Raw genomic sequence first — 21503 nt, forward strand, 5'->3', positions numbered from 1 at the left:
ATCGAATGGCCTAATTTAATAAATATAACTTGAAGTTGTGAAGTTTTTCGATGTTAAAACTTCTAGTTATAGTCTATAACGCTAGGTTGTGGTAGCTCAGCCTCTTTTCCATGAATTTTGATAAAAATAAATATTGAGATATCATGGAAAAGAAATTAAAAGAAATTAATGTTAGCGAGTTGGATGCAAATGAAGTGTTGGAGATTGAAGGAGGATCGGAGCGGGAGGGTGAGAAAAATACAAATTGGTTAGAATCCATATGGAATTATCTTAAACCTTAAAATGCGTCTTTCAATTCGATAGCATAGGGGCTCATAATTAGTGCTAATATGGAGCCAAGAACAAATGCGACCAAGTGTAAGGATCTATTTATTTTGGATATTTTGATGAGGGAAAGTAGTACTGATGTTAGTAAAGCATATATCCAATAGTGCGTTGAATTATGAATCCATGGAATGAATAAATGATTCATTTTTTGCAAAGGGAAAAATAGTGCAGAAAAACCGAATAGTCCAAAGGAAAGGCCAGATGAACCCACAGCGGTAAATGTGAAGTCTTTCTTTTTAAAAAGTGTTTGGATGAGATTTGGTAGGATTATAAGAAGGAGAAAAATAAATATAGTAAAGACGTAAGCAATAGTAATTCCGTGTGCTTGATTTAAGACAGCACACATATCATACCCTAATCCAAAAATTACAATACAATTAAACAAGAGGTGAATCCAGTTGCGATGAATCAAAGCCGAGGTAAGCAAAGTATGAATACGCTTACCTCTTGCTATTTCGTAGGGGTGCAGGATCAGTGCATGGAAAAACGATTTATTATAAAATCCAATGATGCTGCATACCAATATAATCGGTACGACAATATAGGAATAGGGGGATTCGGCGAAAGTTGGGAATATATCAAAGAATTTCATTAAACACTATTAATTTGCGTTGTAAGTTAATTAATAAATTTTAAAATACAACCTCAGGTTGTGGTGGATGTAATGGGTAATGCCCAAATTTGTATCGTTGATCAACAGAAGCAGTTGCCGAAAAAGCTTTAAAATAGAGTAGGATTCAATAAATAATTTCTAATTTTATGAAAACAGTGAAAAAAAATTCTCTTGCCTTATTGGCGGTAATATTTACTCTTGTAGGTATTTCTAAGATTGATTTGGTGAAAGCATCAAATGCAGGCGTGAAAGTATGTCCTGGTGATGGCAAAGGTTGCGTTCTTTGGGGTGCAATTGAAAAAGGCGACGGTAGTGGCTTTATTGAAATTGGAAAGGACGACGAATCTCAGGATACACCAGCTGAACCAGGAGCCTAACTCTATTTTATAACAAGTCTTGTAGCTAAGGGCTACAAGGCTGTATTTAATTTAAGCTATTTTTTATGAAAATTATTTTAGTGAAAACTATAAGCACATTATGTGTTATGGTATGTGTATTTTTGTCTATGCATTCCTATGCGGGTACAAACGAGAAAGACCATGCTTCTACCTCCAATGGTGTTAGAATCTGTCCAGGAAGTGGATCTTCTTGTATTCTGTGGGGTTTGGTTTATAAAGGTTCTGATAATTCTCATGTTGAACCAATGCCAGATGAGGAATCCCAACCAACACCCTCAGACAATCAGTAAAATTTAAGTATATAAATTCATCTAATGAAAATCCAATTGTTAATACCAAGTTTAGTGTTGTTGATTTCCTGTGGTTTAAAATCACCAAGCAGCTTCAATGCACTAGAAAAGCGAAATATTGTTGTTTGTGATGCACTTCAAATTGAAGGGAAGACCATCTACGGTGATTTGCAAAATGATTTGGAGGCTGTACCTTATACTAAATCATTAAAACCTGCAGATTTCGGTGATAAACTGTATCAAATAGCAAGTTCCAGTGTGGAACGGTATTATCTCAAAGAGAGTAATCAACAAGTTCATTATTGGGATGCTGCTAATCTTGAACATCATACAATGGACGTATCTAAAAAGTATCCCTTTGGATTGGTTATAGGACAAGATGAACATAGTATATATTTCTATAATTCATCTACAAAAGGAAAAAGTTTTGGTACGTATAACTTAGTTTCTGAAAAATTGAATATTGTCAATTTTGATGGATATACTGTAATTAGTACAGCCAAGCTCAGCAAGAAACCAGATATTTTGCTATCCACAGGAGTAAAGGATGAAAGATTGGGTTTTTACCTTATTGATACCTTGCAACAAACTCAAACATTGATAAAAGCAATTGAGACTAAAGATCCCGTTAATGGAGACCCTGGTGTCTATGGTGGTAAATTTTATGTATTCCAAGATCGTATACTGTATGTGTTCGATAATCGATCAAGCTTTTATGAATTTGATCAAGACGGAAGATTTGTTCGTGAAATTACCACTATAGATACCTTTGATTTTAAGGGGAAGTCCAATAAGGCATACAATATACAGCTGGAAGGGTTGTATAAAGGTCTAGAAATCTTTGACAATATTTTGTATGTACGGACAAATATTATCAGCACTAAAAATAGTTATATACTTTATGATCGGTATGATCTCGTGGAAGGAAAATATAAAGATAGCTTTAAGCTCAATTTTGATTTTGATATCATTCAATATTCTTATCCCATCTTCACCAATCATTTAACGGCTGATAAGTTTAGCTTAATATTTGGGGATAAATATAGGTCTGGTCGTTATGCCAAGATTACGTTATTTTTCAAAAAATAACTTTATGAAAAGATATCTTTTATATTTTATTGTATCGGTTATACAATTTGGGCTTTTTGTGTTACTCATGATTTCTGTATATCAAAAGATTAAAAATTTTGAAACTTTCATGGATACATTAGTTGGAACTAATTTGTTTTATGTAAATTCCGTGAAGTATTTTGCGATAGCTGTGATCGTTGCGGAGTTGATTGTTGCTTTCTTCTTATTGGCCTATCGAAAAATAGGATTTTATTTGACTATTCTTCTTGTTTCAGTTTATACCCTCTATATTATTATATTAGAATTATACTATTTTTATCCTTCCTGCGGCTGTGGTGGTATTATGGCGCAATTACCATTCAAGGAACATTTAACTCTTAATCTTATTTATATAATTTTGGCTGCGATTAGTATTCTATTCGTGAAAAAATCAACATATGAAAAAAATATTGTTATCGTTTAGTTTTTGTATATATGCGTTACTTTGTGTTGCGCAAAATCAATATAAGATTACCTATAAAGGAACATTGCTTTCCTCTTCTCTCAATGCGAGATTGGAGCAAGAAGTAAATGATCCAGTGTTTTTGCAAGGATATAAAGATTTGATTGAGGGTTTCGAAGTACAATATGCATTGTATGTTGATGTATCCAAGGGGAGATCAATCCTCTTGGAACAGAAAGAAATTGGATTGGATGGTCCTCCCCCATTCAAACATTTATTCTCTTTTTATGATCAGGCCGGTAACCTATATTTTGAAGATCTATTCCGCGGTAAGCAATTTAAGGTGCGAGACTCGCCGGCAGTATTACAATGGGATGTAAAACAGGAAATAATGAAAGTTGGCAATTTTAATTGCCGTAAAGCAGTCCTTAAGAATGATCCTTTCAATACCGTAGTATGGTTTTGTGAAGATTATCCGATTAGTTTTGGACCCTATATCGGAGCTAAACTTCCGGGTTTGGCAGTTTTGTTGGAGAATGATTACTATGTTATCAAAATCGATAAAATAACAAAAGAGGCATTTTCCAAGAATATCGAAAATCAAATGAATGCAGCTCAGAAAAAGACTGGTATTTCTTACGCCAAGTATAGAGAACAGGTAGCCCCTTTGCTAAAAAAGATGAAAACTGAAAATATTATTGATTAGGACAACAAATGAGGTTTTGGTCGGGTATTTTCTTCATTTTATTCTTCATTTTTTCTTGTTATTGTGCTTCAGCTCAGCTGCTTGATGGTCGTGTAGTTTCCCGAACCAGTGGAGATCCGATTTCAGGAGCAATAATTAGTCTCTATAGTGTACAGGATTCTGATCGTATGCTGCACTATATGACGACGGACGACAAAGGCAGATACCGTTTGCGTGAACATGGATTTCCGTTCATACTAAAGGTGAGATCTATGTCTTTTCAAACTTTTCGAACTAAAGTGAGTAAAGCATCTGATTTTCCTGCAGTGATCATGCTAAGCGATGAGTCTATTCGCATGGATGAAGTATTGGTAAATATGAACAAAGGCTTTGCGTCCTTTAATAATGATACGACGGTCTATAATCTTAAGGCTTTGAATCTTCAAGATAGAGACAATCTGAAAGAGATTTTATTACGGATTCCTGGATTCAAAGTCGATGAAAATTACAAAATCGTGCATGGTGGGAAAGAGATTAATAAAATTCTGATCAATGGTAAAGAAGTCTTCGAGTTTCAAAATAAAATAGCTTTGGAGAACATGGAATCTGGAATGTTAGATCACATAAGAGTGATTGCCAATTATCAGGATCCATTTCGTGTCAATCTTGGCAATGAGCATGAAGAGAAAGTGTTGGATCTAAAGGTGAAAGATAGTTTTACGAATATATTGAAAGGAAATGTGGAAGCATTTCTAGGCTATAAGAATAAGTATAAATTTAAACCCTTTCTCTTTTATTTTGGCGACAATCTTTCTTTGTTTTCGTTGACGAATATCAATAATGTCTTTGATAAGGACTGGTCGAGTGAGGATTATGCAGGCGCAATACGTTCTAACAATGTCGCTTCAAGTTATTATTCCTCTCAGAATAAGAAGGTATTTTATACGAAGGACATTACGCTAAATAATGAATCTAGCTTATTGAATGCGACAATGATTAAAAAGAACACGGAGCGATATTCATTACAAGCGGTTCTGAATTTAAATTATTTGAAGTCCATCCGACTCTCTGAAGAGAATTCCAGATTTTTAGGAAATAATCTTTATGAAAAAAATAGTACGGATAGTTTGCGCGCTAGAATGATTGGTACTATGTTGAATTTCCGATATAAATTGAGTGAAAGTAGTATTGCCAAAAATATCTTTTCCAGTTATCAAGACCGTTTGAAAGGAGAGGGAAGTTACGAATCAATATATCCTCAAACAAAGGAGCTTTTTAATCTCGGAGAGATGACGGAGCAGAGGAGCAATATTTTATCAAATCGTTTGACTTATGAGACCAAGATAAATAATGCCTTAGCCTGGAATATGGGCTGGGACTGGAAAAATGAGATTTCAAGAGATACTTGGCAACTTCAATATTTAGAGACAACGAAAGAGCAGACTAATCGGAATAAACAGAATATTAAATTTTCAAGCAATGAAAGTATATTGCATACTAATTTGAGACAGCTTTTGGGAAAAGTAAATACACTTGTCTATGAATTATCTTATAGTAATATACATAATAGCTTTATTCCTGATAATATTAACCAAGCCAAAACGCGATATATAGCTCGCACAGAAGCAAATTTTAATTTAAAACGCTTTAACCTTCGTAGTACAATAGCCTTGCAGCGTCAAAGAATCGAAGTATTTGATTCTATATCTACTTCTACTTTTTTATTGGCTAACATTAATTTGGATTACTTTTTGGATCGATTTAAGAAAAATCGTTTAATTTTTAATTGGGGAAGAACTACCCAAGCACCTGACGTCAAATCAGGGCTAAGCCAGCGCGTAATCTCTTATGATCAGACAATACTTGGAAACCATCAATTGCTGCATGATATTTATGCAATCAATACAGTAAAGCTCGGCTATTTATATGATTTTCCATTTAAAGGGCAATCTTTTAGAATAAATCTCTATAGACAGCACAGTGAAAAAGCGCTGGTACAATTTATTGATATGACTTTTCCGCTTTTAAGAAATTTGAAATTGGTTCAGGGTTATCGAAATGTAGGGCTAGATGTCTCTTATGCACAAAATCTTTTTAAAGATCAGTTTCCTATGAATGTTTCCTTGCTCTATAACTATCAGAACAACCGCTCTTATCAGTTTTCGGGTGCTGGAGAATCGCAGATTAAGCAGCGGAATCATGGTTATATGCTAAATCTAAATTCTTTTTCCTCAGGAGCGATCAACATTTCTATGACCCTCAAAAACGATTATACACGGTATGGTTATCAAGATGGACTTCTAACTGATCAGAACTCACTAATGATTTTGTTGGGGCCAAAATTTAATCATAAAAGGACGGAATGGAAGACAATGCTTAAATATAGCGTTATAAATAGTGTTGATCAACGGCGCGAGTTTATGGATATAGATCTTTCCTCGGTATATATCATTAGTAAAAAGCTAGAACTGATATTGACTTGTGAAAACATGTTGCAGAATTTAGGTTTTAAAAACAACGCTGTTTTGTCTGTTTTTAATAATCAAAATGGAATTGAAAATTTTCAATCTTTTAAGAATTTAGTTGGATATAGTGCGGTGGGTGTCAAGTACAGATTTTGATGAAAATTTAAAAATACAACCTCAGGTTGTGGTGGATTTAATCAACAATAGACAGTTTTGTATTGTTGATTAAAACCAAGATGAAAAGAACAAATATTATATACCTGCTGCTGATAGTGGCTATAATTATAGGGTTGATATTATTACCGTTTATCAAAGTGCCGATTTCAATTTCGGCACAGGGAATCGTCAGGCCTACGATGGAGAATACAAAGATGCTATCCTTGGTCAGTGGCCGTATTATTGACAACCGTATAGTAGGCAACAATCAGCAGGTAAAACAGGGGGATACACTACTAATCATTGTTTCCGAAGATCTGGAAAATAAATTGTCTCTAAATAAGGGTTTAACGGATGACTATGCGAGGCAAATCGCTGATCTAAAACTTATTCTTGATGGTAGGGCAAAAAGTCTGCAAAGTGGACAATATCAACTGGAATATCTGTCCATGGAACAACGTATGTCTGAAATACAGTCGCAGCTTACCTTAGCACGCCGTGAACTGGACCGACATAATCAGCTATTCAGCCAGGGGGTGGTTTCCCAAGCAGAACTTGATAAAACACAATACTCTTTTGAACAACTTGAACATCAGTTTTTGACGATACGGAAGCAGCAGATGGCGCAATGGAGCGCTAAGTTGGTCGAACTGAAACAGAAGGCACAGTCGCTGTCGTCCGAGAAAAAGTCTATCTTGATTGATGGTCAAAATTATATTGTTCGAGCGCCCATAACAGGTACAGTGGTTAATTTTAAAGGATATCAAAAAGGAGGACAGCTCGTGCAGGGACAGGATATTTTGGAAATTTCGCCAGAGGATCAGCTTATAGCTGAATGTATGGTGCCTGCCAAATCGATCGGCTATATCAAAAAGAATCAATCGGTCAAATTCCAGATGGACACGTATAATTATAACCAATGGGGATTTCTTTCGGGGACAGTGCATGATATTGACTACAATCTGGTAAACGATCAACAAAAAGGATCCTTTTTTAAGGTCAGGTGCCGTATGGATCAAAACTTTCTGAGCCTCCCCAATGGAAATAAGGCCTTTGTAGGAAAGGGAAATACATTTAATGCGCGGTTTTACCTCTTGGACCGTACGTTATGGCAGCTCCTGTTCGATCGGGCCGACAATCTGTTCAATCCAAATCTTGGCGCTAAAACGAGCGCATTATAAAAATTTCTTTATTAATCTGACAACAGTAAATTTGTAATGAAAAAATCTCCTGTTTGCATTAAGCAGCACGATATCCGTGACTGTGGGGCGGCCTGTCTGGCTTCTATTGCGGGCTATTATGGTACACATATTCCTATTGCCAAGATTAGACAATTCTGTCACACCGATACGCGTGGTACCAATGTGTTAGGTATGGTTCAAGGACTGCAACAAATGGGTTTTAATGCCAAAGGTGTCAAGGGCGCTATAGATGCCATTCCGCAGATACCTTTACCAGCAATTGCCCATGTTGTGCTCAAAGAGCAGCTCCAACACTATGTGGTAATCTATCAGGTGGAAAAGGATAAAATTACGGTGATGGATCCTGGTTTGGGAAAAGTAGAAAAATATACCTTTGAGGCCTTTCAGAAGATTTGGACTGGGGTGTTGATCTTAATGGAACCCAATGAATATTTTGAACAGAAAAATGAGAAGATCGATGTTTACAAGAGATTCTGGAATCTGATCCGGCCGCATCGCTCGGTGATCGTTCAGGCACTGGTGGGAGCTGCTGTGTATACGCTGCTGGGGCTTTCAACATCGTTTTACATTGAGAAAATTACCGATTATGTACTGGTCGATGGCAATGTGCGCTTATTGAACCTTCTTTCGATCGGTATGTTGGTCATTCTGATTTTTCAGTTGCTCATTGGTACATTGAAAAGTGTCATGGTCCTGCAGACGGGGCAAAGGATCGATAAATACCTGATTTTGGGTTACTATAAGCACTTGCTGAGCCTTCCGCAACGCTTCTTTGATACAATGAAAGTAGGCGAGATTATATCGCGGGTCAATGATGCAGTCAAAATTCGTGCTTTTATCAACGATGTAGCCATACAAGCGGTCGTTAATGTGTTGATCGTAGTCTTTTCCTTTGCGCTTATGTTTACCTACTTCTGGAAGCTGGCTTTGATCATGTTGCTTGTTATCCCTTTTTATCTTGGGGTCTATTGGCTTTCGAATAAACTGAACAAAAAAGTAGAGCGCCGGATGATGGAAGAAGGGGCCGAACTGGAATCTCATCTGGTCGAATCGCTCAATTCGGTCAAGACTATCAAGCAGTTTGGTATTGAAACTTATTTTAATAGTGGTACAGACAATCGGTTTTCGCATGTATTGAAAACCATTTATGCCTCGGTGATGAATGGCTTGTTTTCCAGTACCTCTGGCGAGTTATTGTCACGGTTATTTACCATTATCCTCTTATGGGTTGGCTCATACTATGTGATCGAACGTACGATCACACCGGGAGAACTACTCTCATTTTACGCCCTGATCGGTTATTTTACAGGTCCGGTGACGCAATTGATCGGCATGAACAAGACATTGCAAAATGCATTGATTGCAGCAGATCGCCTGTTTGAAATTATGGATCTGGAGCGCGAAGAATCAGAAGAAAAATTACAGCTTACTTCGGATCTGGTTGGGGATATTGTCTTTGATAATGTTCGTTTTTCTTACGGATCACGGGTAGAGGTATTCCGAAATTTTAGCTGCCGGATACAACAGAGCAAGATGACGGCTGTGATCGGAGAAAGTGGAAGCGGTAAGACTACGCTGGGAGCGCTTATTCAACAGCTGTATCCATTACAGGAGGGGAAGATTTCTATTGGGCAATACGATCTGAACTATATTTCGAAGAGCTCCCTTCGGGAACGCATTGCCATCGTGCCCCAACAGATCGATCTTTTTTCGGGTAATGTTGTCAGCAATATTGCTGTTGGTGAGGATATCCCCAATTTTCAGCGTCTCTTGCAGGTGGTCAATGAATTGGACATGATGTCTTTTATTGAAAAGTTGCCAGCCGGTTTTGAAACTCAGCTGGGTGAAAATGGATCCATGCTATCCGGTGGACAGCGGCAACGAATTGCCATTGCACGAGCATTATACCGCAATCCGGACATTCTGATTTTAGACGAAGCAACTTCAGCTTTGGATACTTCAACAGAACAGGTAATCCAGCGGGCATTCCGTCGCTTTAAAGATTCGGGTAAGACGATGATTGTGATTGCCCATCGGTTGAGTACGATTGCCGAGGCCGATACCATTATGGTGCTTAAAGATGGTGTACTTATCGAACAGGGCGAACATGAGGAATTATTAACCCAAGAGTCTGCTTATAGGGATATGTGGAAAAAGCAATCGATCGTGTTAAATTAACTGTTGTTTTTTATTCAATGATGAACAAATATCAAAGAAGCAGGATAAAGTGCTGTTTTATTTTTTTAGCGGTACTGTTATCTACGAATGTGCTGGCGCAGCGAGCCTGGACTTTACAGGATTGTATCGACTATGCTGTGGCTCATCATCTGCCGATCAAACAGCAGGACATCAAGGCTAAGATAAAAGTGCTGGATCAGGAAATGGCAGTGCGGGAACGCTTGCCAAGTGTGAGCGGCTACGCAAATGGTTATACCACTTTTGGATCATCACAGGATGTGTTTGGTACGATTCGGCGCAATGACAACCTGAATAGCAACATGGGGATCAATGCGGAGCTGACCCTATACCAATATAACTATTTTCGAAACCAGGCCAAGAAAGCTGCTTCCGAAGCGGAACAGGAACATATCGAAAAAGAGATATTGAAACGGAATCTTACCGTTCAGCTGATGGAAGCCTATCTGCAGACCTTGCTGGCTCAGGCACTGCTGGTCTCACAGGATTCGGCCATGCAGTTTTCACAGCAACTCTTGGATAAGGCCCAGAAAAGTACGGCGGTAGGGGCAACAGCTGTATCGGTAGTTGCCGAAGCAAAAGCTAATCTGGCACGAGAGAAGCAGCAATATCAGCAATATCACAAAGATCGACGGCAGTCCTTGCTTAAACTAGCCCAACTGATGAACTACTCGGACTATAGTAACCTAGAACTGGCTGTCCCAGTAGCGGAGAGTGATCTTCTGCAAGAGCATACTTTTTCGGATGTATCCAACCTGCGGGAAGAAGCTTATTTGCATAATCCGGTATTTGCTAAGTTTCGAAGTCAAGCTGTTGGACTTGAGGTCGAGTCCAAGTTGGTTAAAGCAGCGTTATTTCCGACGGTAAAAGGATCCGCTGGTTTGGGGAGTACCTATTTCAATGCTTTTAAAGCGGACAATACGCGATCTTTTTTTGTACAGAGTAAAGACAACTTTGCCCAGCAGCTCGCTGTGACGGTTTCGGTGCCCATCTTCAACAAAGGAAAAACAAAACGTCAGTTGAAGCAGATCGACTTGAACCAGCAAAATATACAATTGGCGATTGATAATGAAAAGTTTGCTCAGCAGCAGATCTTAGATAAGCTATTGCTTGAATTGGATGAGAACAGAAAGCAATATGGTATTGCGGTAGAAGCGAGCACGGCAACAGCGCAATCTTTGGATTACACCTTGCGGAGTTTTGAAGCGGGCAAGGCATCGATCTATGATGTCAATACGAGTAAAAGTAATTTGATTAAAGCGGAGTCGGAAACGATCCGCAGCAAATATACTGTGGTGTTCAATCAGCTCATGCTGCGCTATCAGATTTATGGATCGATAAATTAAAATCATTATGAAGCTATTTCAATATATAGATCGGATTAATTTGTTGGACAAGTTGATCCGCCAAAGAAGGACGGGGACGCAGTCAGAACTAGCAGTCCGCCTCGGGCTTTCTGTGTCACGATTGGCCCGTATTATTGAATATCTTAGAGATATTGGTGCTCCAATTACTTTTGATAGATCGCTTAATACGTATTACTATGAAAAAGACTATTCAATCCAAATCAAGGTAGAGGTTCAGCAGGAAAATATTCATTTGCTGGATTTAAATCAGATGAGACAAGCAAATGCGGGTGATAATTTTATTTCAAATCATTTTCTGAATGCTTTTTTTGTGCATTGAGCAAAAGTAATTTAGTAGTGTTGATCAATAGAGCAGGAATCCGAAAAGGCTAACAATAGAGTAGGGACTAATTTTTTATAAATCAAAAAAATGAATACATTAGATTTAAAAGGTTTCGGTGTTCAGGAAATGGATGCGAAAGAAATGGAAGTAATTGATGGGGGATGGTGGCAAGCTGCTTTGGGGACATTTTTATATAATGTCGTTGCTGATTGGAGACAAAACGTTGCTGCATTTGAAAGAGGAATAAATGGTGAAGCTTTATAAACTTGTAAATTTATGAACAAAATAGAACTAACAGAATTGACTAATTCTGAGATTATTGAAGTAAACGGTGGAGATGGTATGACAGAAGCTTTTTTTTGGGTTTTAGGTCGATTTTTTCAGGCTCAACAGAGAGATCTAGATGGATCCATTGGTGGCCCTACAGCAATTCATGGGTAATTTAGTGCTTTGAAAATAAAAACTATTTTACGTAAGAACCTAAGTACTTTACTACTTAGGTTCGTCCTAATTTTGATTTATTGAAACAAAAAATAAAACTTTTAATATTTGGTACTTTACAATCAAGTATTATATTGATTGTGTTTTTTCTATTGTTTGGCTTAGATATAGCCTCCAATACTATTACCATGTCTGATCAATTTAATATCTTTCTAATATGTATCTGTACAGCTTTTTTTGAAGAGATTGTCTTTCGGTATTATTTGATTCGCGGGTTGAGTAGATTTTTTAATAAGAAAAAATCAGTAATAATTTCCGCTGTGTTATTTGCTGCATGTCATCTAGGAAATTCTCATTTTACGACCACAGCATTTGCTTCCCATTTTCTAGGTGGTATAATTTATGCATATGCTTATATTCATACGAAATCTATATATTATCCTGTTGGATTACACTTCGGTTGGAATTATATTCAATGGTTATTTTCACTTCCAATGAGTGGAACAACAAAAAGTGGTTTATATAGTCTTATTTTGCCAACCAATGATTATTGGTTGGGAGGAAATTATGGGATAGAAGGAGGGTTTGCAAGTCTTCTGATTAGGAGTATCTTGTTTGGCGTTATCTTATTTACAGTTTCCAGATATGAAAGAAATGCACACGTGAATTATTAGGTTTCGGTTTTCTATTAATGTTAACATTTTATTTATATATGGGCCCAAAATAAGTAAAAAAGGGGAGAGTAGCATGATATTGAAATTATTAAAAAGTTGTGAATATAAGAATTATTCCATTGGATTGGGCTTTAAATTAAGATATTTAAATTATGTTGTTAGTAAAAAGTCATAACTTGATTATTATATTTGGCTATCGAATTTTTCTAATTTTGCTACTTATCCGTGCAATGGTTGCACATAATCAAAAAAATAAAGCCCGTATATAAATTAATACCACTAAATAATGATGAATCGCAGGCTATAAGAATAAACTATGGTATAAATTTATAGGAGAAAAGCATCTTCTATAAATATAATTTGAAGACATTATTACTTTTTCTACCCTAGTTCAAAGAAAGTAATGGTGTTTTGACTTGTGCTATTGGCAATTGAAGAGTAGTTGATGAGAATAATGTGAGAAAATTAATGAATGAATTAATAGATTATCCAGGGTTTGTTGTAGAGCCGAGATTGATTAGTATGTCTAAAGCTAACATGATAGGCATGTTGTTTTTCGCTGTTTTCATTCTCTTATACGGGATACCTTTTTGTTTACTGTGGGATCTAAAGGAAGAGCTGGCGGCAATTAAAGATAGCCTATATAATAAAGCTTCGAATGCATGGTGGGTTTATGGTATTGTCATTATTATCGGTGTCGTTCTTCATGAATTGATTCATGGCATTGTATTCGCATCCTTTGCGAAGCAAGGTTTCAAATCCATAAAGTTTGGAATTATTTGGAAAATGCTCACTCCATATGCTCATTGCAAAGAACCGTTACGGGTAAGACCTTATATGTTAGGTGTAGTTATGCCTTTTCTCCTTGTTGGCTTTTTACCCGCAATTTATTCAATTTTTACTGGAAATTTACCACTTTTATTTTTTGCAATTTTTTTCTCTGGTGCGGCAGTCGGAGATTTCATGATTTTAAATTTAATCTATAAAGAGAATAAAGATAATCTAGTACTCGATCACCCTACTGAGGGAGGTTGCTTTATTTTGAAAAAGGTTACTAATCCAGCGGATTTGTGATTACAAAACGATATTTGATCTGAGAGTCTAGCCTAAATACTTGTGTGATAAATTCTTAACTTCCTTCTAATTCCTTTAGCCCCACCATTGTAATAGGAGACTCTTGGTTTTCTTCATTACTTATGTAATAAGCTGTTTTGTTGCTCTTTTTTCCATAGAAAATTTATTGAAATACAACCACAGGTTGTGGTATAGATATATCCTAATGTTTATTTTTGGGACAGTAACTAAATCTAAATATTTATGGAAACTAAAACAATTTTAAAACTTGTAGTAATAATAGCTATTCTGGCATTTTGTGTCTATCTGCTATCTAATGTCGGCGAATTTATTCGAGGATTTGAAGATGGTTTTAATGCGGCCAAAAATAAATAAAAACCTTAAATTTAAACGGATGAAAAAACACTTTATTCTTCTATTACTTTTTTTTATAATCACTTTTAGTGGTTTTGCGCAGGGGAATTCGATGCTGTGGAAAATCTCGGGAAATGGACTTAAACAAGATTCCTATCTGTTTGGTACGATCCACATGTTGTGCCCTGACGATTTTGAGATCAAACAAAAATGCCTGGATGCGCTTAATTCGAGTCAGAAAGTCGTATTTGAAGTGGATCTGTCGAAACCTGAAAATATGGAGGTCCTACAGGCATTTGCCGTACCTGACCCTAGTTTTATTAAAAACTTTACCGATAGCGAAGTGCGTAAAATGGATAGCGTCTTGTTGGCACGGCAGCTTTCAATTAAATTATTGGATCATGTTTCACCGGTAACAATGGCTTCCTTATTTTCAATGAAGGGCTTTAATTGTCCTGATCCAACAAAGTTGAAATCATATGAAATTGAACTATCGGCTCTGGCCTCCGCTCAGGGTAAAACAATTGGCGAACTTGAAACAGCAGATTATCAATTCGGGTTATTGAAAGACTTGATTACGCCAAAGTTATTTATGGACTGGGTATTGCAGTTGGATAAATATCCCGCTCTAACGGCCAGAATGGTCAATGCCTATAAAAATGAAAACCTCAAAGAATTAACTGCATTGATTGAGGATCCTACATGGATGTCTGTCGAACAGAAAGAAAAGCTCTTGACAGGGCGGAATATAAACTGGACAACGATTATTCCGAATTTGATCAAAGACCAGGGTTGCTTTATTGCTGTGGGAGCTGGACACCTGTCTGGTGAAAAGGGCTTGATCTCGTTACTTAGAGCAAAAGGTTATAGCTTGACGGCAATTGATTAGGATTGTTATTTTTTGAGATAAAGGAAGTATAGTCCCTTGATAGAATACGCTTATTGTTTTTCGATGGTCTCATCGTTTTATATGGAGTGCCCTTTTATTTATTGTGGGATCTAAAGAAAGAGCTGGCGGCAATTAAAGATCGCCTATATCATAAAGTTTCGAATGCATGATGGGTTTATGGCATTGTCATTATTATCGGTGTCGTTCTTAATGAATTGATTCATGGTATTGTATTCGTATCCTTTGCGAAGCAAGGTTTCAAATCTATAAAGTTTGGAATTATTTGGAAAATGCTCACCCCATATGCTCATTGCAAAGAACCGTTACGGGTAAGACCTTATATGTTAGGTGTAGTTATGCCTTAAAGTTTTAATTTATAACTTATGAAGTCGCTTAAGATCACTATCTAAAATGAAAAACGGACAATTTACGATGTGAAAATTGTCCGTTTTAGCTGGTTAAATTATTCTTTCATAACTTACTGTTGTAAAGGTTTATCCATATAGACTTATCATACAGTTTCATCAAAAAGGAAATACATGTCAAAATATATAAATCGATTGTTGAAATTACCTGTGCTTTATTTATATACTCTTATGCTAGTTTCTTATCTGAGTATTGATGTTTTGTGTCACGTAATACTTATTGATTTATTCAAGTTTGAATCGGTTTCAAATGCGGTAACTCGAGATCAAAGTATATTGAAAATATTCATATATGCACTAATTTTAGGGCCATTTTTTGAGACATTACTATTTCAATTTATACCCGTAAAACTTCTGTCTACATATGTTTTTTTTAAAAAGAAAAAAATATGGATAGTTTTAATTTCTGCCCTTCTTTTCGCTTTGACTCATTTATATAGCTCTTATTATTTCATTTATACTTTTTTGATGGGTATAAATTTAGTCTTATTCTTTTTTATTATGGAGTTTAAGAATAAAGGTTCAGGACTTTGGCATACCACATTGCTACATGCTATTATTAATCTAATGGTTTTTATCCATCAATATTTTAGATAAGAAAATTTTGGCGTGCAGTAATCGATTTCCAAAAAAATAGTCGAAATTGATGGGGGATAAGCTACATTGTACATTTTATAATGGTGTTTCTGATTGGAGCCAAAATGTTGCTATATTTGAGCGAAGTCTAAATAGTTGAGCTTTATAAAAGATGTATGCTACGAACAAAGTAAAGTTAACAGAATTCTGAATATAAACTGGATAACGATTATTCCGAATTTGATCAAAGATCAGGGTTGCTTTATTACTGTGGGAGCTGGACACCTCTCTGGTGAAAAGGGCTTGATCTGGTTACTTAGAGCAACAGGTTATAGCTTGATAGTAATTGATTTTATCTATGGATTGGGTTTACATCTATTGGTGAGCTTTATAGCCGTTCTCATGAAAATATAGGTATAAAAATAATGAGTTGCGCTACAGGCATGGCCAATATAGTAGCCTTTTAGTAGGTTGACTATGCATATGAAACTAAAATTTACATTTATTCTGATCTGTTTGTTAGCCGGGCTATTATGCAAAGCTCAGATACAGTTTGTCGGCGCTCAGAATAAGTTGCCAATTCCCTCATTAAATATTTACAATGAAAAAGGGACATTGATTGGATTTACAGATAAAACTGGTGTAACTCAGTTTCTCGATAATGGAGTGAAGAAGCAAAAACTACCATTAGCAGTTACGGTACAACATATCTCCTATGAAAACAAAACCTTTTCATTAGTATCGCTGGACGATAAACAACTATATTTTTTGGAGCCTAGAGCTCAAGTCTTAAAAGAGGTCACTGTTAATGCAAAGCCAAAAGAAGTCGTGTTATTGAAAGGGTATTTCCGCTCCCTAGAGACATTTGATCATCAGTATAAGTATTTTTCGGACGGAATTGTAGAGTTTTATATTCCGTTGAAAAAGGGTAAACCTAAATATAGATTGGTTGATTATCGTGTGTTTGTGGATTCTATTGTCGCTAAGGATTATAATGCAAAAATGAGATCTTTCTTCCAGATTCCTAGGATTACGGAAATAGATAATAGAAAATTAGCGGATCGACTGAATGATCTCGTTAAGGAAAATGATGGGTCGAACCGTATTCACTTGTTGAAAAAAGGGAATGAGGTAGGATACCTAACGACAGACGCTGATCTAGGCAATGTTCAATTGTATTTGGATAAAGTGTTGCCTGATAGTGTAGTGAATGAGAAACTTTTTAGCCTCGAGGCGAAGACATTTCATGAGGTTACAGTCGAAAATTATAATGCAACAGAATTAAACAGCATTACATCTTTCAATTTAACAGCTCTTTACCAAAATATTGTTGCGTCTTTAAAACGCAAAAAAGAATACGGCCATATTCCTTGTGAGATACTTAATGAATTTTATGTCATGGAGAATGGGTATATAACGGAAGAGGAATATAAATCCAATCAAAAGGGCTTGATGCAGAGTATTTATACAAAGCCCCATAAAAGCAATTATAAGATACGATTTTGGGAGAAGTTGGAAGACTATCATATTCCACCGGTAAATGATGGTCTAGCAAAAAAGCTTGGTGAAAACCTCCAATTGATTAATTGATAGTTCGCGTTAAATTTGTCGCTATATAACCACAGGTTGTGGTACAACTATTTCATAATGTCTATTTTTGGGACAGTAGTTAAGTCTAAATAATTATGGAAATTAAGAAGCTTTTAAAATTTGTAGCAATAGTAGCGGTGCTAACTTTCATTATTTATGTTATCATGAATAGTAGTGCTTTTATTGAAGCATTTAATGAGGGGTATAATAGGACCAGAAACAAATAAGTAGAATTATAGAAGATTATCGGATACTGTTAATCCCTAATTAATTAATAAAGTGCAAATAAAAAGGACTGAAATGAAATTTGAAATAAGAATAGGGTTTATTATCGGGATATTAACGATGATTTCTGTTTTGACCAATGCACAAATTAAAGTCATTGATAGCCTAACACAGGAACCTATAAGTGGTGTCAATCTGTATGCGGATAACGGTAGCTTACTTGGTGCAACAAATATAGCCGGAGAAGCTGTGTTGGATTCGTTGAAACAGGAAAAGACCGTTAATCTAACTTTTCAGCATGTTGCCTATAGTAGTTTGATGGTGCCTTTTTCGGAAGTAAAGACGATGGGCAAGATCAAAATGGTTCCCCGATCAATTAAGATTGATGAAGTAGCGATAGGCGATCGGACCAAGGCTGACTATGTTGTTTTAAAAGGGTATTTTCGGAACCTTGCTTTACTTAATAGTAAGATGGGGTATTTTGTCGATGGCACAATAGCGTATTATATTCCACTAAAGAATAAGAAAGAAAAAGTCCGGTTTATTTTGAAGGAGTACCGGATTTTTGAAAATAAAGTTGCTACGCAAGACCTCGCTGACAAGATGGGAACTTTTTTTTCCTATAATCCAAGCGTGATCAATCTTAAAAACACTTCGATCGCCTATCAGTTGCCGAAAGGATTTCGGTTGGAGGTGGATAATGGTCGGCGATTTATAAAACAGGGGAGTACAAACATGGGTTTTGTACAAGTTTCGAACGAGGGAAAAGGGCAGGTGTATCTTAATCGGGTAGCGCCGGGGACTGTAATAGATCAGAGGATTTTTAAAATACAGGGGCGTCAACATAGTGGCGTAACGATAGAAACGTATGCGAATGTAAATTTGGATAATTTAACAATGGATCATTTGGTCAGTGTCGTGAGGTCAGCTGTCGCTAGCGTTAAGAAAAAGAGCCAAGCTGAATATACTCCGATAGAGTCATCTGATGAATTTTATGTGCTTGAAAAGGAATATATCACCACAGATCAATTTACTGAATACAAAAAGCAATTTGCAAAAAGTATATTTCTGAAAGGAAGCAGTGATTATCAGCGCACCTATTGGAATGATCTCGATAGCTACGGAATCCCCGCTTTGCCTAAAGGGATTAAAGATCAATTGGGAAATATTTTAAAAATTAGAGAGTAGCCTTATCGGGGCTTACCATCGAATTATCAAAAATTGAAACCTAACCCGATGAAATACATGCTATATACGTTGGTTATTAGTGTTTTTTTTATTGTATTTGTAAATAGTTTTGATGGCTTTTATGCTCGGGGTGAATAAGACGGTCGGTGATATATTTGAAAAATAAACGAATGGATGCCAGCTTTTTAAAAAAAGTATAAATTCCTGAAAAATTAAAAGTTAGATACTTGCAGGATTCAAATCTTCTTATTAACTTTGCACCTCGGTTGGGGTGTTACGTCCTGGCCGATGAATGTTACGTTATTTGCTTCCAACTTACTAACAGACATTTAACAAAATTAAATTCAAAACAAAATGGCAAAAGAAGTCAGTGCGTTAGTAAAATTACAAGTTAAGGGCGGAGCTGCGAATCCTTCACCTCCAGTAGGACCTGCATTAGGTGCTAAAGGTGTGAATATCATGGATTTCTGTAAGCAGTTTAACGCTCGTACGCAAGACAAACCAGGTCAAGTATTGCCTGTTGTCATTACAGTTTACGCTGATAAATCATTCGATTTTATCATCAAGACTCCACCGGTAGCAGTTCAGTTGAAAGACGCTGCGAAATTAAAAAGTGGATCTGGCGAGCCTAACCGTAAAAAAGTTGCGGCTATCACTTGGGAACAAGTTGAGACAATCGCTAAAGATAAAATGCCTGATTTAAATGCATTTACTGTAGAGGCTGCTATGAAAATGGTAGCTGGTACAGCACGTAGTATGGGTATTACTGTATCAGGTAATGCTCCTTGGAACAATTAATTAAGAAATCAATTTAAGAAAAGTGGCTAGATTAACAAAAAATCAAAAAGCGGCACTATCCAAAATTGAAGCTGGTAAAGCATACTCTTTGAAAGAAGCTTCGGCTTTAGTTAAAGAAATCTCATTGACCAAATTTGATGCTTCTGTGGATATCGACGTTCGTTTGGGCGTAGATCCTCGTAAAGCAAATCAAATGGTTCGTGGTATTGCAACATTACCTCACGGTACTGGTAAAACTGTTCGTGTTTTAGTTTTATGTACTCCTGATAAGGAAGAAGAAGCTAAAGCGGCAGGTGCAGACTACGTAGGTTTAGATGATTACATCAGCAAAATTGAAGGTGGTTGGACTGACGTTGATATCATTATTACTATGCCTAGTGTTATGGCTAAAGTTGGTAAATTGGGTCGTATTTTAGGTCCAAGAAACTTGATGCCTAACCCTAAAACTGGTACAGTTACAACAGAAGTTGGTAAAGCTGTAACAGATGTAAAAGGTGGTAAGATCGATTTCAAAGTTGACAAAACCGGTATCATCCATACTTCTATTGGTAAAGCGTCGTTCGATGCAGATAAGATATATGATAACGCACTAGAGGTATTACAAACTCTAGCTCGTTTGAAACCATCTGCAGCTAAAGGAACTTACTTTAAAAGTATTCACATTTCCTCAACTATGAGTCCTGGTATTCATATTGAGACTAAATCAGTAGCAGGTATTTAATCATGAGAAAAGAAGAAAAACAAGAAATTGTTCTAGCTTTGGCCGAACAGATTAAATCTTACGGTAACTTCTACATTACCGATACTGCTGAGTTGTCAGTTGAAAAAGTGAATAACATTCGTCGTAAATGTTTTGAACAAGGCATCGAGATTAAAGCTGTAAAAAACACTTTAATCAAGAAAGCATTAATCGAAGCTGGTGTTGATGAAGAAGAAATCTTTGGAACGCTTAAAGGAGCGTCTACAATGATGTTTTCAGAAGTCGCTAATGCGCCTGCGAAATTAATCAAAGAATTGCGTAAATCAGGTGAAAAACCGTTGTTAAAAGCGGCTTTCATTGAAGCAACTGCATTCGTTGGAGATAATCAATTAACTGCATTAGTTAATCTTAAATCTAAAAACGAACTTATTGCGGACGTTATCGCAGCCTTGGAATCTCCTGCGAAAAATGTTATTTCAGCTCTTCAATCAGGAGGAAATACTGTTGCAGGTTTAGTAAAAGCTTTAGAAGAAAGAGGTTAACGAATCCTCTAGAACAGAAACATTCGTTACAATTTAATTAACAATTTTTATAAAGTACATTCAAAAATTCAAAATAAAATGGCAGATTTAAAACAACTTGCTGAACAGTTAGTTAACTTAACAGTAAAAGAAGTTAAAGAATTAGCTGATATCTTAAAAGACGAGTATGGCATCGAGCCTGCTGCTGCTGCTGTTGCTGTAGCTGCTGCTCCAGCTGAAGGTGGTGCTGCTGCTGCAGAAGAGAAAACTTCATTTGACGTTATCTTGAAAGAAGCTGGTGGTCAAAAATTAGCTGTAGTTAAATTGGTTAAAGATTTAGCTGGATTAGGCTTGAAAGAAGCTAAAGATTTAGTTGACGGAGCACCTAAAGAATTAAAAGCTGGTGTATCTAAAGACGAAGCAGAAGCTTTGAAAAAACAATTAGAAGAAGCTGGTGCTGTTGTTGAGATTAAATAATCTCAACTAATTAGCCCGAAAAGGTTTAGACTCTGAC

27 protein-coding genes are annotated in these 21503 nt (G+C 36.4%); 26 read left to right on the forward strand and 1 reads right to left on the reverse strand.

Annotated elements, in window-relative coordinates; translation table 11 throughout:
* Window positions 1-143: 143 nt before the first annotated feature.
* Complete coding sequence (locus B4N43_RS18405) at window positions 144-281, forward strand: hypothetical protein (RefSeq protein WP_157625900.1); 138 nt, start codon at window positions 144-146, stop codon at window positions 279-281.
* Here the strand turns inward: B4N43_RS18405 and B4N43_RS18410 are convergent.
* Window positions 278-919, reverse strand: coding sequence for a rhomboid family intramembrane serine protease (locus tag B4N43_RS18410; RefSeq protein ID WP_286735830.1), 642 nt, complete (start codon window positions 917-919; stop codon window positions 278-280). The two genes, B4N43_RS18405 and B4N43_RS18410, sit on opposite strands and share 4 nt — an antisense overlap.
* Before the next feature lie 167 nt (window positions 920-1086).
* Here B4N43_RS18410 and B4N43_RS18415 point away from each other — a divergent pair, with 167 nt between their 5' ends.
* From B4N43_RS18415 to rplL, 25 genes are all read left to right on the forward strand, one after another.
* The gene (locus tag B4N43_RS18415; protein ID WP_075991178.1) at window positions 1087-1317 is read left to right on the forward strand and encodes a hypothetical protein; all 231 of its coding nucleotides are present in this window, start codon (window positions 1087-1089) and stop codon (window positions 1315-1317) included.
* A gap of 80 nt (window positions 1318-1397) precedes the next feature.
* Complete coding sequence (locus B4N43_RS18420; protein WP_145329971.1) at window positions 1398-1628, forward strand: hypothetical protein; 231 nt, start codon at window positions 1398-1400, stop codon at window positions 1626-1628.
* Window positions 1629-1652: 24 nt separating this feature from the next.
* A complete protein-coding gene (locus tag B4N43_RS18425) occupies window positions 1653-2717 on the forward strand; it encodes a hypothetical protein (protein WP_088160337.1) in 1065 nt (354 codons plus the stop codon).
* Window positions 2718-2721: 4 nt separating this feature from the next.
* Window positions 2722-3162, forward strand: coding sequence for a MauE/DoxX family redox-associated membrane protein (locus tag B4N43_RS18430; protein WP_286735831.1), 441 nt, complete (start codon window positions 2722-2724; stop codon window positions 3160-3162).
* On the forward strand, window positions 3137-3847 hold the full coding sequence (locus B4N43_RS18435) for a GLPGLI family protein (protein ID WP_070566299.1): 711 nt from the start codon (window positions 3137-3139) through the stop codon (window positions 3845-3847). Before B4N43_RS18430 ends, B4N43_RS18435 begins: the two co-directional genes overlap by 26 nt.
* Before the next feature lie 8 nt (window positions 3848-3855).
* Entirely contained in the window at window positions 3856-6447 is a 2592-nt protein-coding gene (locus tag B4N43_RS18440; protein WP_075991182.1) for a carboxypeptidase-like regulatory domain-containing protein, read from the forward strand.
* A gap of 80 nt (window positions 6448-6527) precedes the next feature.
* The gene (locus B4N43_RS18445) at window positions 6528-7628 is read left to right on the forward strand and encodes an HlyD family secretion protein (protein ID WP_075991183.1); all 1101 of its coding nucleotides are present in this window, start codon (window positions 6528-6530) and stop codon (window positions 7626-7628) included.
* A gap of 36 nt (window positions 7629-7664) precedes the next feature.
* Window positions 7665-9827 carry a peptidase domain-containing ABC transporter gene (locus B4N43_RS18450; RefSeq protein ID WP_075991184.1) on the forward strand — a complete coding sequence of 721 codons (2163 nt, stop codon included), beginning with the start codon at window positions 7665-7667 and terminating at the stop codon, window positions 9825-9827.
* Window positions 9828-9844: 17 nt separating this feature from the next.
* Window positions 9845-11191, forward strand: coding sequence for a TolC family protein (locus B4N43_RS18455; RefSeq protein WP_157698364.1), 1347 nt, complete (start codon window positions 9845-9847; stop codon window positions 11189-11191).
* A 7-nt stretch (window positions 11192-11198) separates the two neighbouring features.
* Window positions 11199-11531 carry a hypothetical protein gene (locus tag B4N43_RS18460; protein WP_070566309.1) on the forward strand — a complete coding sequence of 111 codons (333 nt, stop codon included), beginning with the start codon at window positions 11199-11201 and terminating at the stop codon, window positions 11529-11531.
* Window positions 11532-11621: 90 nt separating this feature from the next.
* Complete coding sequence (locus tag B4N43_RS18465; RefSeq protein WP_175441997.1) at window positions 11622-11798, forward strand: hypothetical protein; 177 nt, start codon at window positions 11622-11624, stop codon at window positions 11796-11798.
* A 12-nt stretch (window positions 11799-11810) separates the two neighbouring features.
* On the forward strand, window positions 11811-11975 hold the full coding sequence (locus tag B4N43_RS18470) for a hypothetical protein (RefSeq protein WP_157625908.1): 165 nt from the start codon (window positions 11811-11813) through the stop codon (window positions 11973-11975).
* A gap of 80 nt (window positions 11976-12055) precedes the next feature.
* Window positions 12056-12649 carry a CPBP family intramembrane glutamic endopeptidase gene (locus B4N43_RS18475; RefSeq protein WP_070566311.1) on the forward strand — a complete coding sequence of 198 codons (594 nt, stop codon included), beginning with the start codon at window positions 12056-12058 and terminating at the stop codon, window positions 12647-12649.
* A 468-nt stretch (window positions 12650-13117) separates the two neighbouring features.
* Window positions 13118-13723, forward strand: coding sequence for a DUF3267 domain-containing protein (locus tag B4N43_RS18480; protein ID WP_070566313.1), 606 nt, complete (start codon window positions 13118-13120; stop codon window positions 13721-13723).
* Window positions 13724-13966: 243 nt separating this feature from the next.
* Entirely contained in the window at window positions 13967-14098 is a 132-nt protein-coding gene (locus tag B4N43_RS18485) for a hypothetical protein (protein ID WP_262707331.1), read from the forward strand.
* A gap of 19 nt (window positions 14099-14117) precedes the next feature.
* Complete coding sequence (locus B4N43_RS18490; protein WP_286735832.1) at window positions 14118-14966, forward strand: TraB/GumN family protein; 849 nt, start codon at window positions 14118-14120, stop codon at window positions 14964-14966.
* A gap of 194 nt (window positions 14967-15160) precedes the next feature.
* Window positions 15161-15331, forward strand: a complete 171-nt coding sequence (locus B4N43_RS25535; protein ID WP_368072491.1) for a DUF3267 domain-containing protein — start codon at window positions 15161-15163, stop codon at window positions 15329-15331.
* 231 nt (window positions 15332-15562) lie between these two features.
* Window positions 15563-15988, forward strand: coding sequence for a CPBP family intramembrane glutamic endopeptidase (locus B4N43_RS25540; protein ID WP_070566315.1), 426 nt, complete (start codon window positions 15563-15565; stop codon window positions 15986-15988).
* A gap of 135 nt (window positions 15989-16123) precedes the next feature.
* Entirely contained in the window at window positions 16124-16381 is a 258-nt protein-coding gene (locus B4N43_RS25545) for a TraB/GumN family protein (RefSeq protein WP_075991188.1), read from the forward strand.
* A 69-nt stretch (window positions 16382-16450) separates the two neighbouring features.
* Window positions 16451-17557, forward strand: coding sequence for a hypothetical protein (locus tag B4N43_RS18495; protein WP_286735833.1), 1107 nt, complete (start codon window positions 16451-16453; stop codon window positions 17555-17557).
* 300 nt (window positions 17558-17857) lie between these two features.
* Entirely contained in the window at window positions 17858-18970 is a 1113-nt protein-coding gene (locus B4N43_RS18500; RefSeq protein WP_286735834.1) for a hypothetical protein, read from the forward strand.
* Window positions 18971-19324: 354 nt separating this feature from the next.
* Window positions 19325-19768: a 50S ribosomal protein L11 gene (gene rplK / locus B4N43_RS18505; RefSeq protein ID WP_070566323.1), complete on the forward strand. Its 444-nt coding sequence runs from the start codon at window positions 19325-19327 to the stop codon at window positions 19766-19768.
* Window positions 19769-19790: 22 nt separating this feature from the next.
* Window positions 19791-20489, forward strand: a complete 699-nt coding sequence (gene rplA / locus B4N43_RS18510) for a 50S ribosomal protein L1 (protein WP_046672240.1) — start codon at window positions 19791-19793, stop codon at window positions 20487-20489.
* A gap of 2 nt (window positions 20490-20491) precedes the next feature.
* The gene (gene rplJ, locus B4N43_RS18515) at window positions 20492-21010 is read left to right on the forward strand and encodes a 50S ribosomal protein L10 (RefSeq protein ID WP_046672239.1); all 519 of its coding nucleotides are present in this window, start codon (window positions 20492-20494) and stop codon (window positions 21008-21010) included.
* Between the two features lie 78 nt (window positions 21011-21088).
* On the forward strand, window positions 21089-21466 hold the full coding sequence (gene rplL / locus B4N43_RS18520; protein ID WP_002992785.1) for a 50S ribosomal protein L7/L12: 378 nt from the start codon (window positions 21089-21091) through the stop codon (window positions 21464-21466).
* Window positions 21467-21503 lie beyond the last annotated feature (37 nt).

Origin of the sequence: Sphingobacterium sp. UBA1897 (assembly GCF_002337775.1) — a bacterium.
Lineage (GTDB): Bacteria > Bacteroidota > Bacteroidia > Sphingobacteriales > Sphingobacteriaceae > Sphingobacterium > Sphingobacterium siyangense.

What these genes read in the sequence shown, in the direction of transcription:
- rplL (WP_002992785.1), top strand. Translation starts at nt 21,089, where the DNA reads ATGGCAGATTTAAAACAACTTGCTGAACAGTTAGTTAACTTAACAGTA.
- B4N43_RS18485 (WP_262707331.1), top strand. Translation starts at nt 13,967, where the DNA reads ATGGAAACTAAAACAATTTTAAAACTTGTAGTAATAATAGCTATTCTG.
- B4N43_RS18405 (WP_157625900.1), top strand. Translation starts at nt 144, where the DNA reads ATGGAAAAGAAATTAAAAGAAATTAATGTTAGCGAGTTGGATGCAAAT.
- B4N43_RS18430 (WP_286735831.1), top strand. Translation starts at nt 2,722, where the DNA reads ATGAAAAGATATCTTTTATATTTTATTGTATCGGTTATACAATTTGGG.
- B4N43_RS18455 (WP_157698364.1), top strand. Translation starts at nt 9,845, where the DNA reads ATGATGAACAAATATCAAAGAAGCAGGATAAAGTGCTGTTTTATTTTT.
- B4N43_RS18500 (WP_286735834.1), top strand. Translation starts at nt 17,858, where the DNA reads ATGAAATTTGAAATAAGAATAGGGTTTATTATCGGGATATTAACGATG.
- B4N43_RS18415 (WP_075991178.1), top strand. Translation starts at nt 1,087, where the DNA reads ATGAAAACAGTGAAAAAAAATTCTCTTGCCTTATTGGCGGTAATATTT.
- B4N43_RS25540 (WP_070566315.1), top strand. Translation starts at nt 15,563, where the DNA reads ATGCTAGTTTCTTATCTGAGTATTGATGTTTTGTGTCACGTAATACTT.
- rplJ (WP_046672239.1), top strand. Translation starts at nt 20,492, where the DNA reads ATGAGAAAAGAAGAAAAACAAGAAATTGTTCTAGCTTTGGCCGAACAG.
- B4N43_RS18435 (WP_070566299.1), top strand. Translation starts at nt 3,137, where the DNA reads ATGAAAAAAATATTGTTATCGTTTAGTTTTTGTATATATGCGTTACTT.
- B4N43_RS18440 (WP_075991182.1), top strand. Translation starts at nt 3,856, where the DNA reads ATGAGGTTTTGGTCGGGTATTTTCTTCATTTTATTCTTCATTTTTTCT.
- B4N43_RS18470 (WP_157625908.1), top strand. Translation starts at nt 11,811, where the DNA reads ATGAACAAAATAGAACTAACAGAATTGACTAATTCTGAGATTATTGAA.
- B4N43_RS18490 (WP_286735832.1), top strand. Translation starts at nt 14,118, where the DNA reads ATGAAAAAACACTTTATTCTTCTATTACTTTTTTTTATAATCACTTTT.
- B4N43_RS18445 (WP_075991183.1), top strand. Translation starts at nt 6,528, where the DNA reads ATGAAAAGAACAAATATTATATACCTGCTGCTGATAGTGGCTATAATT.
- rplK (WP_070566323.1), top strand. Translation starts at nt 19,325, where the DNA reads ATGGCAAAAGAAGTCAGTGCGTTAGTAAAATTACAAGTTAAGGGCGGA.
- B4N43_RS18495 (WP_286735833.1), top strand. Translation starts at nt 16,451, where the DNA reads ATGAAACTAAAATTTACATTTATTCTGATCTGTTTGTTAGCCGGGCTA.
- B4N43_RS18460 (WP_070566309.1), top strand. Translation starts at nt 11,199, where the DNA reads ATGAAGCTATTTCAATATATAGATCGGATTAATTTGTTGGACAAGTTG.
- B4N43_RS18425 (WP_088160337.1), top strand. Translation starts at nt 1,653, where the DNA reads ATGAAAATCCAATTGTTAATACCAAGTTTAGTGTTGTTGATTTCCTGT.
- B4N43_RS18450 (WP_075991184.1), top strand. Translation starts at nt 7,665, where the DNA reads ATGAAAAAATCTCCTGTTTGCATTAAGCAGCACGATATCCGTGACTGT.
- B4N43_RS18465 (WP_175441997.1), top strand. Translation starts at nt 11,622, where the DNA reads ATGAATACATTAGATTTAAAAGGTTTCGGTGTTCAGGAAATGGATGCG.
- B4N43_RS18410 (WP_286735830.1), bottom strand. Translation starts at nt 919, where the DNA reads ATGAAATTCTTTGATATATTCCCAACTTTCGCCGAATCCCCCTATTCC.
- B4N43_RS18480 (WP_070566313.1), top strand. Translation starts at nt 13,118, where the DNA reads ATGAATGAATTAATAGATTATCCAGGGTTTGTTGTAGAGCCGAGATTG.